Here is a 17,636-nt window from a genome sequence, read left to right as displayed (position 1 = left end):
CCTTCGGTTTTTTGTATGCGCTGGTGCGGCTGTTTTCATTTTCTCGGAAATGCTTTCCAAGCATTCAATTAAAATGAAGACGACGAAAGTACACCGGATCGCGTTGCTATTTAACGCAAACAATATATTCGATTACGAAGTCATTGAAGGCATCGCCGCTTATCTGGGAAGAACGCGCGCTGCCGTGGATTTTTTCCTGGAGGAAGATTTCCGACTGCGACTGTCAGGCATCGAGCAGTGGCAAGGCGACGGCATCATTGCCAATTTTGACGATCCGGCCGTGGCAGAAGCTTTGTCGCGCTGTAGCGTACCGGTGGTGGCGGTCGGCGGTTCCTATGCCGACCCGGCCAATTACCCGGCCGGGGTGCCCTACGTGGCGACCGACAATTTCAAGCTGGTTGAACTGGCACGCCAGCATCTGATCGATGTCGGCCTGCAGCGTTTCGCCATGTTCAGCGTTCCCGCCACCGCGGAAAACCGCTGGGCGCAGGAGCGCGAGAATGCCTTCCGCAACCTGATGCAGGGCGACCAGCTGGAACCGGAGATCTTCCGCGGCTGCGAAACCAGCGTCCATTCATGGGACGAGGCGGTCCAGCGGCAGATCGACTGGTTGCGCAGCTTGCCCAAACCGCTAGGCATCGTCGCCGTGACGGATGCGCGCGCGCGCCAGTTACTGCAGGCCTGTATCATCGCCGGCATCGACGTGCCGGCACAGGTGGCGATCATCGGCATCGACAACGATCCGCTGGTGCGCAGGCTTAGCCGCATACCGCTCAGTTCCGTGATCCAGGGCACGCAGGAGATGGGGCGCGCGGCAGCCCATCTGCTCGTGCAACTGCTGCGCGGGGTGCCCCTGCCGGACACGCGGACCGTGATGCCGCCGGCCGGCATCAACGTGCTCGCGTCCAGCCAGTACGAGCTGGTCAAGCATCCGCACGTGATGCGGGCGCGCCATTTCATTCGTCAGTATGCCTGTCAGGGCATCAAGACCGAGCAGGTGGCCGATCATGTGGGGGTATCGCGCTCTTGGCTCGAAGCCTACTTCCGCCAGGAGCTGGGATGCAGCGTGCACGACATGATCCTGAGCGCCAAACTCAATGCCGCCAAGGCCGGCCTGGAGAGCAGTGATTGCAGCATCGAGGACGTGGCCTTGTTCAGCGGCTTTACGTCCATCGAATACTTGCACGTGGTATTCAAGCGCGAGCTTGGTTGCACGCCGCGCGCCTATCGCCAACGCGTGCTCAGCGAGCGCGGAAAGATGGCCGGGGTCCAGGTCAAGATCCCCAGCGCAACGGCATAGGCGCCACGGCGGACGCGGCGTTCTCGCCCGGGGCAAGGTCCTATTCCTGGGAAATAAGGCTCCCGGCAGCGACAGCTTGGGAACGTCCATGCCTTCTCCCGTCCACTGGGTGGCCAATACCATCCCAAGTCGCTTTCGCGCGCCAGCCGGCAACCACCGGGCCGGCCGGATAGTACAGACCTTTATTTCGCCGCGCGCAGGTTCAGCAGGTAGACGTCGTTCTCGCGCAAAGGCAGCTTCATGCTGAGTTTGCCATCGGCGCCGACTTGCACCTTCTTCTGCTCGGTCGGCTTGCCGTTGGCAATCGATTTGAGCGTGGCCACCTGCGGCCGGGACAGCTGCTTCGGCGAGCCCATGCCAATGTAGGCGGTGAAGGCATCGTTGCGCTTGTAGCCAACCTGCGAAATTTCCATCGTGTACGCGCCCTTTTTCAGCCCCTTCAGGCTGAGCTGCACCTCTCCTTTGTTCTTGGGCGGCAAATCCTTGATGAAGAACTGCTGGTTGTTGACCTTCTCCGGCAGCGTGTGGGTGTAGTCCCACAGCAGGACCTGAACATTGCCCTTGCCATCGGTGGTCGCCATCGACCGTTTGTCGGAGTTGGCCAGCTCGTTCTGCCCCAGCTGGTTCAAGAACTGATAGGCGAAGTAGGCCGGTTTCTTGATCCCCTGCGTGTTCATCAGGCCAAAACCGCCGTGGAACGCTTCAAAGCGCGGGCCTGGCTCTTCAAAGATGTCGGTGAACACCCAGTAGGACATCGATTGCGCCGCGTTCCCGACCTGCTTCAGTTTGTCCAGGATATACGCCGCCTGGTGGTAGCTGTCGTGCGTCGGATCGGACGCCGTATACGACGAGCTCCACTCGGTATAGTGCAGTTCCAGCCCGGGCATGGCCGAGGCCTCGATCTCCTTGCGGTTCCTGAGCACGTCGCCGACGACCGCGGTGTCGTCGGCGCTGAGCACGGTGCCCTTGGTGCCGAACTCGTCGAGGTAGCCCTCGCCCACGCCATAGGTATGGGTGGTGAGAAAATCGAGCGGCACCTTGTTCTGTACACAGTAGGCGATCATCTCCGGGATCCATGCGGCACCTGCGGTGGCCGGACCACCGACCTTGTAGCGCGGGTTGACGCTCTTGATCCCGCGCGCGGCGTGGGCGTACAGCTTGAAGTAATCCGCCTGCGTTCCCGCCCAGAAGCCGTTTTCATTCAGATTCGGTTCGTTCCACACCTCGAAGTACCAGCTGGCCACTTCCTCCCTGCCATAGCGCTCGGTCCAGTGCTGGGTCAGGGCTTTTATCAGCTTTTCCCACTTTTCGTAGCTGCTCGGCTGAGTCACGTTGCCGCGCCACCAGAAGATGGTCTGGCTGCCGCTCGCCATCGCCTGCGGCATGAAGCCAAGTTCAACGAAGGGCTTGACGCCGATGCTGAGCAGGTAGTCGAACAGGGAGTCGATGTACTGGAAGTTGTATCGTTCATTTCCCTGCGCGTCCGTCCCCCCATAGACGCCCATGTCGTCGCTGAGCAGGCCGTGCATGCGAATGTTCTTGAAGCCGGCGTCGCGTTTGATCTCGGCCAGCTGCTGCTGCCAGTCGGCGCGCAAGCCTTCGTTCGCGCGGCCGGCACCGATCGTCAGATTGAACGTCTGATTCAACTTGCCCTTGACGGCTTTGACGTCAACGTCGATGACGCGATCCTGTGCCCAGCTGAGTGGCGCGCAGGCCACTAAGGCGCCCAGCAGCATCGCCGCGATTTTTTTATTACTCATTCGTATCTCCATTGGTTTTAGACTTTGTAATTCTTAGCGCTGCCAGCGTCCTGCAAGATCGCGGTCAGATCCCCAGCGCAACGACATAGGCGCCACGGCGGACGCGGCGTTCTCGCCCCGGGGCAAGTCCTAACGCGCCCCCGGAACACTTACGCCGAGTTCAGTCTGCACGACCGGCTTCATCGTGCCGTCCGGATTGTATTGCAGATGCTCGACGGTAACAGCACGCCGGCCGGCCGAGCCTTTCATGTCGCCGATGTCCAGTGCGGCGTTATGCAGGAACAGGTACCAGTTCTCCTTGAAATTGGCGATGCCGGCGTGGATGGTGAAACTGTTTTTTGCCGGTCCCGTCAACAGTCCGCGGTAAGTCCAGGGGCCGTTGATGCTTGGCGCCGTCGAGTACGAAATGTGTTCGGAGGTCTCCGTCTTGCTGTCCATCGACGCATAGGTCAGGTAATACAGCTCGCCGCGCTTGTGCAGCCAGGGGCCTTCGACGAAGTGCGGCGGTGTGATTTCGCGGATCGGTCCGTCGATGTCGATCATATTGGGCTTGAGTTTGGCGATGTAGCAATTGCCATTACCCCAGGCCAGCCAGCTGCTGCCGTCGTCATCGGTGAACACGGTGGGATCGATGTCTTCCCAGGTGTGCGTGCCCTTGGGCGTCATTGCATTGGTCACCAGGGCCGAATCGCGCGCATCAACGAACGGGCCGGTCGGCTTGTCCGAGACCGCCACAGCGATGGACATGCCGGGGTTTTTGTCATCGTTCGAGACGGAGGCGTAGAAATAGAATTTACCGTTCTTTTCGATTGCCTGCGCCGCCCACGCATCCGATTTGGCCCATTTGAAATCCTTGACATTCATGATCGGCCCATGGTCCGTCCATGTCTTCATGTCCTTGGTCGAATAGACCAGCCACTCGCGCATGGTGAACATTTCCTTGTCCGACGCCTGGTCGTGCCCGGTATACAAATACAGCGTGTCGCCGACAACCAGCGGAGCGGGATCGGCTGTGAACTTATCGCGGATGATCGGGTTCGCGCCGGCGGCATTGCCGGGCTTGAGTTGTGCGCACGCAGGAACGGTAAGCGCGGCCGCGCATAACGATATCAAAGCCAGCCACTTTGGGCCGCTACTGTTTTTCAAGAAACTTATCATGCAGGTATCCATATTGGCCATGTGTCAACTATTCAAAAGCTAAATCGTCCTTGCAAGGCAGGGCCGGTGATCAGGGGCGCGGTACACCGCGCCACCTCTGCCCGCCGAAAAACCCTTTGGGCTCAGGAGGCCTGCCTTGCAAGGCGGGCCCGTTGCGCAGGGGCGCGGTACACCGCGCCACCCCTGCTCACCTGTCGACCGCGACCACCACCACGGCCTTGGCCGGGATCTTCAGGCGCAATTTGCCATCGGCCGCCTTCGCTGCGAACGGGGCCGGCTTGACCGCATCCTTTTGCGTGAAGGTGTTATGCGCGTCCATCGCCGCCGCTGTCAGCACCTGGCCGCTGACGCCGGAAACCTGCTGTCCGGCGACATTGACCGCCACGTCCGACGCCTCGTTCGGGTTGGTGTTGACGATCGCCAGGTACAGCTTGCCGTCCTTGGCGCGCGCCGCCGAGGCGCTGATGCCCGGGATGCCGACCGCACCGACCTTGTATTCGACGTTGTCGCTCAAGGCCACTGGCAAGGAGGTCGCATCCTGGAACGGTACGTACATCTTGTAGGCGTGGTAGGTCGGGGTCAGCAGCATCCTGTCCTTGTCGGTGAGGATCATCGCCTGCAGCACATTGACCATCTGCGCGATATTCGTCATCGTGACCCGGTCCGCATGGGCATGGAAGATGTTGAAGTTCAGCGCCGCGACCAGCGCGTCGCGCAGGGTATTTTGCTGGTACAGGAAGCCCGGATTGGTGCCCTTCTCGGCGTCATACCAGGTGCCCCACTCGTCGACCAGGAAGCCTATCTTCTTTTCCGGATCGTTCTTGTCGAGCTTGGCGACGTTGTTCTTGATCATCGCATCGATTTTCATGGTATTCGCCAGCGTCGAAATCCATTCCGGCTCCGCAAAGCCGGTTGCGGCGCCCTTGACGCCCCACTCGCCGGTCGGCATCGTGTAGTAGTGGAAGCTGATACCGGTGGTCTGATTCTTCAGATTCTTGCTCAGTACGTCCGTCCACTTGGCGTCGGCGTCCCAGCCGTTGCCGCCGCTGGCGATCATCTTCGGCCGGAATTCGGCCGGCGCGCGCAGGAACGTCTCGTAATTCTTGTAGAGGTTGACGTAGTGCTCAGGCGTCATATTGCCGCCGCAGCCCCAGGCTTCATTACCGATCGCAAAGAAGTCCACCTTGAAAGGCTTGCCGCGTCCGTTCTTGCGGCGCAGATTGGCCAGTGTCGACTTGCTGTTGGAGGTCATGTATTCAAGCCATTCCGACATTTCCTGTGCCGTGCCGGTACCGAGGTTGCCATTGACGTAGGCATCGGCGCCCAGCAGCTCGACCAGGTCGAAAAATTCATGCGTGCCGACCGCGTTGTTCTCCTCGACGCCGCCCCAGTTGGTGTTGACCTTGACTGGACGCTTGGCGCGCGCTCCGATGCCGTCCTTCCAGTGGTACTCGTCGGCGAAGCAGCCACCCGGCCAACGCACCAGCGGCACGTGCATGTCCTTCAGCGCAGCGACCACGTCGTTGCGCCAACCCTTGGTATTCGGGATTGTAGAGCCGGGACCGACCCACAAGCCTTCGTAGATGCCGGTGCCCAGGTGCTCGGCGAACTGGCCATAAACGTTCTTGTTGATAACGGCGCCAGGCTTGGCCGGATTGATGTTGATGGTCACGGCGGCGAATACTGGCGCGCTCGCCAGCATGGCAAGCGCCAGTAAGCTGTTCTTCACTACACGTATTTTTTTCATTAACTATTCTCGAAACAGGGTGGTGTCGCTACCCGACGGCAAACGTGACGCCATCGCGGCGCAGGCGGGAAGGCCTGCGCCGGGACGACGTGGTTACTTGTTAGCCGCGGCGATTCAGGCGCCGGCCCAGCCCCAGCGCGAGCATGCCGATGCCCAGCAGCAGAGGCGTGGCCGGCACCGGCACCGAGCCGGCGGCGGCCACGGTGGTGAAGTCGTCCATCACATACCAGCCGCTGTCGCGCGTGATGGTCAACATCGCCACATTGCTGAAGCTGGCCGCCACCCACTGGTAGCTGTCGCCAATGGCGATGTTGCCGGTGCTGCCGATGAACTGGTTCAAGGCATCGTAGGCGCTGATGTTGATCCAGCCGGCCTTGTCGCTGGCGCCGGCCGGCGTGGCGAACCAGGCGCCGGCGAAGTTGAAGCCGGCCGCGCTGCTCACGTTCATGGGGGCGTCGCCGAAGCCATTGACGGCGAAATTGCTGCCGGAATGTGCGCCGTTGGCGAAGCCGTCGATGCTCTCGTCGCCTGCATACCAGTCCGAACCCCAGGAGAGGCCGGCGTAAGGGTTGAGGTCGGAAAGGCTGGCGAAATCGCCGCCAGTGGCCACGTCTTCGAAACCGATTGGACTAGCATGGGCGGCGCCGGCCAGCATCAGGCTGGCGCCGGCGATGAATGCGCAAACAATTTTTTTCATGACAATTTCCTTGCTTTTACTTGCAAATGTCGCCGGTGACAGCCGGTGCCGGCCCAGGATTCTCTGTGCCGCCATTGTTGAAGACAAAGCCGAACGAGACCATTTGGTTCGGATAGATGTCGTGGTTCCAAGGCTCGCTGTTCGTCGCCGTGAAGCTCGGCTTGGTGCCGCTCACGGCCGCGCTCCAGCGACCTTCCAAGTCCGAGTTGTCGGCATAGGTCCAGTTCACTGTCCAGCCACTGATGACTGAGGTGCTTTGGTTGGTGATGTGCACTTCGGCGACGCCGCCGCCCCACCAGGTGGAAGTCACGATGTACTTGCATTCGGCCGGTTTCAGCGAGGGCGGCGGCGGCGGCGGCGCATACGTCTGCGGCGTCACCTTGACGTCGCCGGCCGGGTCGATCTTGCCGTAGGCGATGCCGCGCCCGTTGGCGGCAAAGTAGACCGTGCCGTAGGTGTTCATGTCCCCGGTCACAAAGCGGCCGGGTATCATGCCGCCAAATTGATGGATATCGTCGTTGACGCGGTCCCAGCTGACGCCCTGGTCGATCGAACGCATCAGGCCGCGTTTGCTGTCCACCGCGCCCCACAGGTACAGGGTCGGATAGCTGGCGTCCGGCGCGGCCTTGCCCAGGCCTACCCCGCTGCAGGAATTGATCGCGCCCACTTTGGTGAAGGTGGCGCCGGAATCGGTCGAGTGGGAGAGGCCATTCCATTCCATGCACATCCACAGGTCGCCCTCGCGCCCCGGCGTGGCGCGCACGAAGTCAGAGCCCCAGCTCGACAGTTGGGCCTTGGGGCTGAACGACACGCCGCCGTCGGTGCTCGCCAGCAGCGTGCCGGTGGGGCGGTCGTAGACATAGAACTTGGCCGGGTTGACCGCGTCGGCCACCGGGCGCGCATTGTTCACGGCCAGGCCGGTGACTGGGGTCCAGTTGGCGCCGAAATCGGTCGAGCGATAGGTGGTGGTCGAATTTTCCGGGCTATGCAGCAGCACGAAGCCATCGGCCGACAGCGCCAGGTTGCCCCTTGTGGCCATCTTTGTCGGCGCTTTTTCCCAGGTCGCTCCCTGGGTGGTCGAGGTGTAGAGCTCGTTGCCCACCCGCGCCATCACGTGCGTGGCCTGGGCGGCCACGGCGAGGCCGGTGGTGGAACCCATCGCCGGCATATGGCGCTGGACGTACTGGGACGGATCGGTATGGCTGAAACCGTCGAAGTCGCCGATGATCGACACCAGCGGCCCGCCCGGGATGCTCTCTGCCTGGTAGGCGCCGCTCTCTTCGATGCCCTTGACGTCGAACTTCCAGACGCTCTTGGGCGCGTCGACGTCGGTCGTCTTGTACAGGCCATTGCCCGAAATGACCCATGCGGTCTTCGGATCGAAGGGATCGAACTCGACCGCGCCGGCCCAGTGGATCGAGGCGGTGTTGGCGTAGCCGATGCCGTTCGTATCGACCGACATGCCGCGTTCCATCAGGTTGGTCCAGGTGCGGCCTGCATCGATCGAGGTGAAGATCAGGTCGCCCCACATATTGGCCGGCTGCGCCGTCTGGTAGGCAAAGAGACTGGAGGTCGTAGCGACCAGGCGCTTGGGGTTGACCGGGTCGACGCTGATGCCGCTGAACACGGCAGTCTGGCCGGCCGGCGTGACGTTGGTCCAGACGCCGCCGATGGTATTGTATTCCCAGATCGCGCCCGTGTTCAGCGGCTCGCTTGCCAAATTCGAGTGCGGGCCCGCGCCGTTGCCGTAGGTCAGGTACAGGCGGCCCTTGCTGGTGATTGCCGCGCGATGCGGCATCAGGCCAGCCGGCGCGCCGGCGACCGGGGCGAAGGTGGCGCCGCCATCCTTGCTGAGGTACAGGTTCGGTCCCACCGAGCCGTAACGCGACACGCCGACGTAGATGCGCTTGGCCGTGCCGTCTTTGACGCTGGTCGGATCGAGCAGCACGAAGCTGATGCCGGCGCCGTTCGGCGTTTCGGTGATGTTCAGGCTGTCGACGCGATTCCAGGTCGCACCCGAATCGACGCTCTTGAACAGGCCATTCTTGCGCGTGCCGACGAACAGCACATTGCTTGACCCCGGGTCGACCTGCAGCTTCTCGCCATTCGCGCGGCCCGCGCCGTTGCCGTGCGACTTGAACTGCGCCGTCACGTCAGTGGTGGTAAAGGTCTTGCCGTAGTCGGTCGAGCGCAGGATCGCGCTCTTGCCGCTGTTGTAGTATTCGGTGCCGGCCAGCATGTACACATTGGCCGCATTGCGCGGGTCGATTGCGATCGACTCGACGCCCATCAGGCCGGCGTTGTCTTCGGATAGCCAGTCATTCAGGCCCACCCAGCGCTCGTTCTGGGCATCATAGCGGTAGGCGCCACCGACGTCGGTGCGCACAAATACCACGCCGCGCTCGCTCTTGCTGGTAACTACGCCGGAAACAAAGCCGGCGCCGCCCATTGCAACGGTGTCCCAGCGATAAGTTTCGGCCGCCCCGGCCCCTTGGACCATCAGGCACGCTGTCGCCAGTGCCAGTATTGTTTTCTTCACATGCATAACCGTCTCCACAAGTTTTAAAATGGTTGCCCTGGCAGCAACATCATTCAGTTCGCCGCGCGAAACGACCCCTCTCTCAGTTGAAATCGTTTTCTTGGCAATCCGATTGTGGATCTATGCAAGGTTCTTGAGAATGTGAAACTCACCAATTCTCACACTCAAAATCAGCAGGCGTGGCGGAGGGACCCCGGCCCGCCGGTGCTTGTCGTTCCCGCAGCAGGAAGCCCGATTCAAGCTGATCGAGAGGGGATGTTTGGAGGGTTTCGGTAAGTGCTTGATTCGATGGCCGGAAACGCCCGCAAAGCCGTTTGGACGAGTTCGGTTCCGTCACTCTTGCTAAATTTAAGTTTGAGAATTGGTGGGTTTCACATTCTCAAGAACCTTGCATGGATGCATAATTGGATTGCCAAAGAAAACGATTTCAACTGAGAGAGAGGGATCGTGTGCCTGGCATGGCACTACTGCGTAGCAACCATTGCCATCACTTCACTTGCGCTCTCGACGGCAGTTGCCGCCGCACCGGTGCAAACCGGCGTTGACCTGAACGGACATGTGGCTGCGGCACAGCTCGCCAGCCGCGATGGCGTCGGCTTCGCTCGCTTGAAGAATGGCGTCCAATTCCGCATCGGCGCGGTCAGCAGGATTATCTTGAACAAAAACACCGGAGAGGACAATGCGTGAGCAATCCATTTAACCGTATTCTGCTGGCGCTCGTGCTGGCAAGCGCCGCCTGCGTGCCCGCTGCCGCCGCAGTGGCCGAAAGCCCCAGCCAGGGGAGCGCGCAAGCGGCGGCGCCGGCGGGCCGTGAGCGCATCAACATCGACAGCGGCTGGCGCTTCGCCTTCGGCCACTCGCACGACACGGCCAAGGACTTCGGTCACGGCACCCGTTCCTTTTTCTTCGCCAAGGCCGGTTTCGGCGACGGACCGGCCGGCGCCGAATTTCCCGATGCCGCCTGGCGCAAGGTGGACCTGCCGCATGACTGGGCGGTCGAGCAGCCCTTCGATGCGCGCGCCAGCACCGGCCACGGCTCGCTGGCGGTCGGCCGCAATTTTCCGGAAAGCAGTGTCGGCTGGTACCGCAAGCTGATCCACATTCCCGCCGCCGACAAGGGGCGCCGCATTTCGCTCGAGTTCGACGGCGTCTACCGCAACAGCACCGTCTGGGTGAACGGCCATTACATCGGCACCGAGCCGAGCGGCTACTCGAGTTTTCGCTACGACATCACCGATTACCTGAACGTGGGTGGCGACAACCTGGTCGCGGTGCGGGTCGACGCCACGGTGGAAGAAGGCTGGTTCTACGAAGGCGCGGGTATTTACCGCCATGTATGGCTGACCAAGACGGCGCCGCTGCACGTGGCGCAGTGGGGCACCTTTGTGAAACCGAAGGTCGAGGGCGCGCAGGCTCAGGTGGCGGTCGACGTCACCATCGCCAACGACGGCAAGCTGCGCGAATCCTTCACCTTGCGCCATCAAGTGGCCGGCCCCGACGGCAAGCCGGCGGGGCCGGCCCGGCAGGCGACCGTGGCGGTCGACGGCAGCGCCGAAGCCGGGTTCAAGGCCACGCTCAGCGTGCCCCATCCGCGCCTGTGGTCGCTTGATCAGCCGAATCTCTACACCTTGACCACCACGGTGCTGCAGGGCGGCCGCGTGATCGACCGCTACGATACCCGCTTCGGCATCCGCACCGTGGTGTTCGATCCGGACAAGGGGTTTTTCCTGAACGGCAAAGCGTTGAAACTGCAGGGCACCAACAACCACCAGGACCACGCCGGCGTCGGCGTCGCGCTGCCGGACGGCCTGCAGACCTGGCGTCTCCGCCAGCTCAAATCCTTCGGCGTGAACGCCTACCGCGCCTCGCACCATCCGCCGACCCCGGAATTGCTGGACGAGGCCGACCGGCTCGGCATGCTGGTGATCGACGAGCACCGCATGATGGGCACCACGCCCGAGTTGCGCGGACAGCTGGAACGCATGGTGCGGCGCGACCGCAACCATCCGAGCGTGATCCTCTGGTCGGTTGGCAATGAAGAGTGGGCGCTGGAATGGAAGGATCTGGGCACCCACATTTCGCGCGAGATGCAGGACTATGTACACCGGCTCGACCCGACCCGCCGCACGACGCTGGCCGCCAGCGGTTCGGGCGCGGGCGTGTCAGTCGCCGCCGACGTGATCGGCTTTAACTATGGCGTCCAGCACGATGTCGACAAATTCCACCGCGACCACCCGGAAAAGCCGGCCATCATGACGGAGGAAGGCACGACCTACGCTACCCGCGGCATCTATGCCGATGCGCCGGAGCGCTCGCACCTGAACGCCTACGACAACCAGCCCCGCCCCGGCAGCAGCCTGTCCATCGAGGAAGGCTGGCGCCGGGTGGTGGCGCGCGACTGGATGGGCGGGATGTTCGTCTGGACCGGTTTCGATTACCGCGGCGAGACCACGCCGTTCGGCTGGCCGGCGGTGTCCTCGCAATTCGGCATGCTCGACACCACCGGTGTGCTCAAGGATACGGCCTACTACCTGAAGTCGGTCTGGACCGATCAGCCGATGGTGCACATCCTGCCGCACTGGAACTGGGCCGGCAAGGAAGGCCAGCCGGTCAAGGTGCACGTGTACAGCAATGGCGACGCGGTCGAGCTGTTCCAGGACGGCCGCTCGCTGGGACGCCGCGCCATGGTCAAAGACTCGAAACTGGAGTGGATGGTGCCTTACCGGGCGGGTAAGCTGACTGCCACCGCCTATCGTGGCGGCCAGGCGGTCGCCAGCGGCGAAGTCGCGACCACCGGCGCGCCCGCGCAACTCAAACTGTCCGCCGACAAGGCGGCGCTGGCGGCCGACGGCCGTGATGTCGCCGTCGTGTGGGTCAACGTCGCCGACCGGGAAGGCCGCACCGTGCCGACCGCCGGCGACACGGTCCGCTTCGCCACCAGCGGTCCGATCCGCATCATCGGGGTCGGCAACGGCGACCCTGGCTCGCACGAGCCGGACCATCCGGCCGAACGGCATGCCTTCCATGGCCTGTCCGGATGGCGCGTGCTGGCGACCGACAGTGCCGACCAGCCGCAAGCCGTCGCCGACACGGCCGACGTTTCGTTTTGGCGCGACCCGTCGGCCGGGCTCGCGCCGGAGGCGCAGCCGCCGCGCACCAGCCACCTGGTGCTGCGCGGCCAGTTCCCCCGTCCGGCCATGCAGGGTGACACCCGGCTGGCGCTGTTCATCGACCGCCTGAGCGGCGACCAGAAGGTGTATCTGAACGGCCAGCAGGTTCAGCCGAAAGAGGTCGACGGCGCGCTCGTGGTGGAGATCGCGGCGGCCAGCCTGAAGGCCTCGAACAGCCTGACCTATGTGATAAGCACCCCGAAGGGGGGCGTGCAGGCCATGTTCGATTCCTCGGCCGGCACCGGCAAATGGGGCGTGCTGCGCACGACCGAGCCCGCAGCGCCGTGGCAGCGCAGCGTCTTTAACGGCTGGGCGCAGGTGATCGTGCAGTCGACCGGTCAGCCTGGCGCGGCGACGCTCACTGCGACGTCCGGTAAGCTGACTGAGATGGCGCTTCGCTTCGAACTGCGCTAGTCTGTTATCGGGGGCCGCGTTTAGAAATCTTGCTATGATGCGGACCGGGCGCCTGGCAAGCGTTGGGCTTCACGAGAGTTCAGTCAATATTACATAATGCAAGAGATATATAAGAAGGCGCTGCTCGCACTTATCCTCCTCGTGGCCGCCAATGCGCTGATGGTGTCTTTTTTCACTTACCAGAGCTATCGCTCCCTGTCCCTGTTGCCTTGGGCGGGAGACGGGGTTCGCCTGGAGGCGGCCGGCTGGACCGATAGCGGGATGGGCGGCACCTCGATCGTCCGCATCCACGATGACCAGCCGGACAAACTGCGTTTCGACATGAAGCTGACGAAAGCGGTGGCATTCCCGTTCGCTACTGCCGACCTGATGCTCATCGACGCGACAGGACAGCACGTGCTGGCGAACTGGTCGAGGTACACCAGCATCACCTTCCTGGCAAAATGCACTCCCTCGAATTCGATGGTATTTTCCGTTACCACCTTCGACGAGAAGATCTCGAAGAAGGCCGACTTCCAAACCTACCGGGTTCCGGCCACCTATTTCTCATGCAATAAGAAAGGGGTGCCGGTTTCCCTGGACCTGACCCGGCTCACCCTGCCTGACTGGTGGCTCAACAAGATGAAGCTGGACATGTCGAGCCAGGGTTATGCCCTCGACAAGGTGGCAAAAATTTCCTTCGGCGCCAATTTGAATAGTTCCCCGGACGTCGATTCCCAAGTGGAAATCAGCGAACTCGTGCTGCATGGTCGCGACTATCACGCTTTCGCATGGATGGCCGTGGCGCTGTTGGCCAGCTGGGCCGTATTTGCGGTCTGGTTTTTCCGGGCCCATTCGCGCGCGCTGGTTGCCAGCGTGGCGACCAGCCTGAGAAAAGATGTTCCCATGGCTGCCTACCGTCAATTAACCCTGGAACCGTATAAGGATAAGGAAAAGGCGGGGCTTCTGAAATATATTGCCACCAATTACACCGATGCCGACCTGGTCTTGGAGTCGGTTGTTACCGCGACCGGGATCAACCGAACCAAAGTCAATGATCTATTGAAATCAGAACTGGGCATGACTTTCACCGGCTACCTGAATAAATTGCGGCTGACGGAAGCGGCCCGCTTACTGTCCGAAAATAACGGCGCCGCGATCCTGGAGATTGCGTATTCCGTTGGTTATGCCAATGTTTCGTACTTCAATAAGTTGTTCAAGGAAGAATACGGCTGCACCCCGAAAGTGTTTCGATCGATTTCGGGGCAACAATCAGCGCCCGTCGAGGGTTTCCCGGCGCAGTCAGCAGCGGACTCGCCGGCCTGACACTCTTCCACTCCTGACAGTAGCAATCGCAATTTCTACAGTTTTGTAGAGGTTTCGCTTGTATCGCTAGATTCTCTTGGCCCCTGTATCTATGCTCGGGCTGTCGGTCGACGTCCGTCGTCGAGAAAACGCACTGAAAAACGCACTGAATGTATTTCATATATATGAAATGGTGGGTATGTGCGCCGATATGTTCCTACTATAAGTTACCTCGAAATACCTGTCGTTCTCGCGTACGCGGGAACCCATACGTCGCATGCTAAGAGGCGTAGTATGGATTCCCGCTTGCGCGGAAAATCGGTGGTTATTCGAGGCACCCTATAAAAATACAAATACAGAGACGATCATGCCCTTCGGTTTATTGTATGCGCAGGTGCGGCTGTTTTCCTATTACACCTGGAGCTAGCCCCAATCCGCCGGACTTCACGATTTGAAACTTCAGCATGGTTTTTGCGTCATGGATTTGTACGATGCCTCCCCTTTTTTAAAAGCGATTTAGAAATGAAAACAAAGCACGTAGCACACAAGCCGCTGTTCCCGAGCAAGGCAATGAGGGCGGCCGCCGCGGCGTTGACCCTATTCGTTGGCGCGGCGGGCAATTGCTGGGCTCAAAAGTCTGAAGGCCTGGCCAGCACCCCGCAAATGGGCTGGAACAGCTGGAACAAGTTTGCCTGCGAGATCGACGAGCGCCTGATCCGCGAAACCGCCGATGCCATGGTCAAGTCGGGCTTGAAGGACGCCGGCTTCCAGTACGTGAACATTGACGATTGCTGGCAAGGCCAGCGCGACGCCGACGGCAACATCCAGCCCGACCCCAAGCGCTTCCCCTCCGGCATGAAGGCGCTGGCGGACTACGTGCATGGCAAGGGACTCAAGCTGGGCATCTACTCGGACGCCGGCGCGACCACCTGCGGCGGCCGTCCCGGCAGCCGCGGCCACGAGTACCAGGATGCGCGGACCTATGCGCGCTGGGGCATCGATTACGTCAAGTACGACTGGTGCAACACCCCGGGCATGAACGCCGAACCGGCCTACACCACGATGAGCGACGCGATCGCCAAGGCGGGGCGTCCGATGGTGTTCAGCGCGTGCGAATGGGGCATGAGCAAGCCGTGGGAGTGGGCCGGCAAAGTCGCCCATTCGTGGCGCACCACGCCCGATATCTATAATTGCTTCGACTGCGAATACAATCCCGGTTTCTCGACGGGTCTGGGCGTGCTGCGCATCCTCGACAAGCACTATGAGGCAAACCTGCGCAAGTTCGCAGGGCCCGGCCACTGGAACGATATGGACATGCTCGAAGTGGGCAACGGCATGAGCGAGGATGAAGACCGCGCCCATCTGTCGATCTGGGCCATGATGGCCTCGCCCCTCATCCTGGGCAACGACCTGCGTTCCATGTCCGAGTCGACCCGCCGCATCCTGACCAACCCCGGCGTGATCGCGGTGAGCCAGGACAAGCTGGGTGTGCAGGCGCTGCGTGTCCTGGCCGACGGTCCACTGGAGGTCTATGCCAAGCCGCTCGACGGCGGGGATTGGGCACTGATGTTCCTGAACCGCTCCATCCAGCCTGCTGACGTTCGCCATGACTGGATGAAGCAAGTCCTGAGCGATGACCTGAGCCAGCGGTCGGTCGATTTCAAGCAGACCGTCTACCGCTGGTCCGACCTGTGGAGCAAGAAGACGGGCGACACCAGCAGCAAACTGGAAGCGCGGCTGGCGCCGCACAGCGTGCTGATGCTGCGCCTGACCGGACCTGCGAAACCATAGGGCGCGCCCGCCGCGCGGCGCGCAAGGAGTCCTTACCTGGCGATGCCCTTGCCGAGCGCGGCAGCCCTGGATGTTTCGGCGTTATCACCGCGAAGGGTGAAAATCCAATCAGCGCACGCTGTCGTGGACCCGGCGCTTCACCCCGCCGGGATTCGTTCCGGCCATGGCGGCTTTATAGCATTCTCTAAATAATTTCTGTCTGGATACGTCTGCATGAACATTATCAAACACGGCCTCGTCGTTCTCGGCATGATCGCGGCACCGGTTTTTGCCGCCGGCCAGGTCAGCATCAGCATCGACGCCGGCAAACCCGGCCCGGTCATTAACAAGAACGTGTACGGCCAGTTCGCCGAAAACCTCGGCACCGGCGTCTACCAAGGCATGTGGGTCGGCCCCAAGTCGAACATCCCCAACACCAGGGGTTGGCGCAATGACGTGGTCGGCGCGCTCAAGGAATTGCATGTGCCGCTGGTGCGCTGGCCGGGCGGCTGCTTCGCCGACACCTACCATTGGCGCGACGGCGTCGGCCCGCAGGATACCCGCCCGAGCAACGTCAACGGGGGTGAAGTAGAGGTGATCAACGCGGTCGGCACCCACGAATTCTTCGACCTGATCGACATGCTGGGCGCCGACGCCTACGTCAACGGCAACGTCGGCACCGGCAGCGTGCAGGAGATGTCCGACTGGGTCGAGTACATGACTGCGGACGGCGGCTCGCCCCTGGCCAGGCTGCGCGCCCAGAACGGGCGCGAAAAGCCGTTCAAAGTCGCCTACTTCGGTATCGGCAATGAGTTGTGGGGCTGCGGCGGCAACTTGAAGCCCGAGTACTACGCGAACCTGTACAGCAATTACGAGACCTTCCTGAGGGCACCCAAGCACAACAAGCCGAAAATAATCGCCAGCGGCGGCGACACCACGTGGACCGACGTCCTGAGCCGTGAACTGAAGGGCCGCACGACCGGCATCAGCATCCATCAGTACACAATCGCGGGTGCCACTTGGGAGACCAAGGGCGCGGCCCTCGGCTTCAAGGAAGGAGAGTGGATCTCGACCCTTGCCAATACCTTGAAAATGGATCAGATTATCAAAGATCACGGGGCCATACTGGACAAGAACGATCCCGAGAAGAAGATCGGGCTGATGATCGACGAGTGGGGCACCTGGTATGCCGATGCGGACGCCAGTAGTAGCGCCTTGTACCAGCAGAATTCCCTCCGCGACGCGCTGGTGGCGGCGCTCAGCTTCCACATCTTCCATGAGCACGCGGAGCGGGTCCCCATGACCACCATCGCCCAGATGGTCAATGTCCTGCAGGCGATGATCCTGACCGACAAGGAGAAGATGGTCCTGACCCCCACCTACTACACATTCCAGATGTATGTGCCGTTCCAGGATGCCAAGACGCTGCCGCTGGCCATCAAGGATAACACCAGCTACACCCTGGGCGCGACGACCATTCCCGGCGTGAGCGCTACGGCGGCACGTGCCAAGGACGGCAAGCTGTACCTGGCGCTGGTCAACACCGATCCGCACCAGCCGGTCGATGTCGCCGTTGACGTCGCCGGCACGAAGGTAAAAGGTGCTGCCGGCAAGGTGCTGACCTCGGCCGCGATGGATGCGCACAACACGTTCCAGTATCCGCAGGCAATCAAGCCGGCGCCGTTCAGCGCGCGTGCCGCAGGCGGCAAGCTGTCGATCAAGGTGCCTGCCAAGGCCGTGATGGTGGTTGCTCTGGTGGAGTAAACGTCTCTCGCCCACCTCCTTCATCTGGCTCGT

Annotated in this window: 11 protein-coding genes; 6 read left to right on the top strand and 5 right to left on the bottom strand. The window is 61.7% G+C overall.

Annotated features, from left to right (window positions below; translation table 11 throughout):
• The first annotated feature begins 73 nt into the window (after positions 1-73).
• Entirely contained in the window at positions 74-1,300 is a 1,227-nt protein-coding gene (locus ACSQ8Y_RS07585; RefSeq protein WP_436265837.1) for a XylR family transcriptional regulator, read from the top strand.
• 182 nt (positions 1,301-1,482) lie between these two features.
• Here ACSQ8Y_RS07585 and ACSQ8Y_RS07580 read toward each other — a convergent pair whose 3' ends face one another.
• The 5 genes from ACSQ8Y_RS07580 to ACSQ8Y_RS07560 form a co-directional block, all read right to left on the bottom strand.
• Entirely contained in the window at positions 1,483-3,060 is a 1,578-nt protein-coding gene (locus ACSQ8Y_RS07580; protein ID WP_436265836.1) for a GH39 family glycosyl hydrolase, read from the bottom strand.
• Positions 3,061-3,189: 129 nt separating this feature from the next.
• Positions 3,190-4,239, bottom strand: coding sequence for a glycoside hydrolase family 43 protein (locus ACSQ8Y_RS07575; protein WP_436265835.1), 1,050 nt, complete (start codon positions 4,237-4,239; stop codon positions 3,190-3,192).
• Between the two features lie 166 nt (positions 4,240-4,405).
• Complete coding sequence (locus tag ACSQ8Y_RS07570) at positions 4,406-5,965, bottom strand: alpha-N-arabinofuranosidase (protein WP_436265834.1); 1,560 nt, start codon at positions 5,963-5,965, stop codon at positions 4,406-4,408.
• Between the two features lie 100 nt (positions 5,966-6,065).
• Positions 6,066-6,662 carry a PEP-CTERM sorting domain-containing protein gene (locus ACSQ8Y_RS07565; RefSeq protein WP_436265833.1) on the bottom strand — a complete coding sequence of 199 codons (597 nt, stop codon included), beginning with the start codon at positions 6,660-6,662 and terminating at the stop codon, positions 6,066-6,068.
• A 16-nt stretch (positions 6,663-6,678) separates the two neighbouring features.
• Entirely contained in the window at positions 6,679-9,207 is a 2,529-nt protein-coding gene (locus ACSQ8Y_RS07560) for a cellulose binding domain-containing protein (protein ID WP_436265832.1), read from the bottom strand.
• 441 nt (positions 9,208-9,648) lie between these two features.
• Here ACSQ8Y_RS07560 and ACSQ8Y_RS07555 point away from each other — a divergent pair, with 441 nt between their 5' ends.
• The 5 genes from ACSQ8Y_RS07555 to ACSQ8Y_RS07535 all read left to right on the top strand — a co-directional run bounded on the left by ACSQ8Y_RS07555 (position 9,649) and on the right by ACSQ8Y_RS07535 (position 17,603).
• Complete coding sequence (locus tag ACSQ8Y_RS07555; protein ID WP_436265831.1) at positions 9,649-9,888, top strand: hypothetical protein; 240 nt, start codon at positions 9,649-9,651, stop codon at positions 9,886-9,888.
• Complete coding sequence (gene galA / locus ACSQ8Y_RS07550; RefSeq protein ID WP_436265830.1) at positions 9,885-12,785, top strand: beta-galactosidase GalA; 2,901 nt, start codon at positions 9,885-9,887, stop codon at positions 12,783-12,785. Before ACSQ8Y_RS07555 ends, galA begins: the two co-directional genes overlap by 4 nt.
• A gap of 96 nt (positions 12,786-12,881) precedes the next feature.
• Positions 12,882-14,090: a helix-turn-helix domain-containing protein gene (locus ACSQ8Y_RS07545; RefSeq protein WP_436265829.1), complete on the top strand. Its 1,209-nt coding sequence runs from the start codon at positions 12,882-12,884 to the stop codon at positions 14,088-14,090.
• Between the two features lie 642 nt (positions 14,091-14,732).
• Entirely contained in the window at positions 14,733-15,860 is a 1,128-nt protein-coding gene (locus ACSQ8Y_RS07540; protein WP_436265828.1) for a glycoside hydrolase family 27 protein, read from the top strand.
• Between the two features lie 213 nt (positions 15,861-16,073).
• Positions 16,074-17,603, top strand: a complete 1,530-nt coding sequence (locus ACSQ8Y_RS07535) for an alpha-N-arabinofuranosidase (protein WP_436265827.1) — start codon at positions 16,074-16,076, stop codon at positions 17,601-17,603.
• Positions 17,604-17,636 lie beyond the last annotated feature (33 nt).

The sequence above is a fragment of the Pseudoduganella sp. LjRoot289 genome (genome assembly GCF_964252925.1).
Classification (GTDB): domain Bacteria; phylum Pseudomonadota; class Gammaproteobacteria; order Burkholderiales; family Burkholderiaceae_D; genus Rugamonas.
The sequence above is the reverse complement of the archived record's forward strand: the minus strand, read 5'-3'. Positions and strand labels throughout refer to the sequence as shown.

Coding starts and splice junctions, on each gene's coding strand:
- ACSQ8Y_RS07565 (WP_436265833.1), bottom strand. CDS start 6,662: ATGAAAAAAATTGTTTGCGCATTCATCGCCGGCGCCAGCCTGATGCTG.
- ACSQ8Y_RS07570 (WP_436265834.1), bottom strand. CDS start 5,965: ATGAAAAAAATACGTGTAGTGAAGAACAGCTTACTGGCGCTTGCCATG.
- ACSQ8Y_RS07535 (WP_436265827.1), top strand. CDS start 16,074: ATGAACATTATCAAACACGGCCTCGTCGTTCTCGGCATGATCGCGGCA.
- ACSQ8Y_RS07540 (WP_436265828.1), top strand. CDS start 14,733: ATGGGCTGGAACAGCTGGAACAAGTTTGCCTGCGAGATCGACGAGCGC.
- ACSQ8Y_RS07545 (WP_436265829.1), top strand. CDS start 12,882: ATGCAAGAGATATATAAGAAGGCGCTGCTCGCACTTATCCTCCTCGTG.
- ACSQ8Y_RS07560 (WP_436265832.1), bottom strand. CDS start 9,207: ATGCATGTGAAGAAAACAATACTGGCACTGGCGACAGCGTGCCTGATG.
- ACSQ8Y_RS07580 (WP_436265836.1), bottom strand. CDS start 3,060: ATGAGTAATAAAAAAATCGCGGCGATGCTGCTGGGCGCCTTAGTGGCC.
- ACSQ8Y_RS07585 (WP_436265837.1), top strand. CDS start 74: ATGAAGACGACGAAAGTACACCGGATCGCGTTGCTATTTAACGCAAAC.
- ACSQ8Y_RS07575 (WP_436265835.1), bottom strand. CDS start 4,239: ATGGCCAATATGGATACCTGCATGATAAGTTTCTTGAAAAACAGTAGC.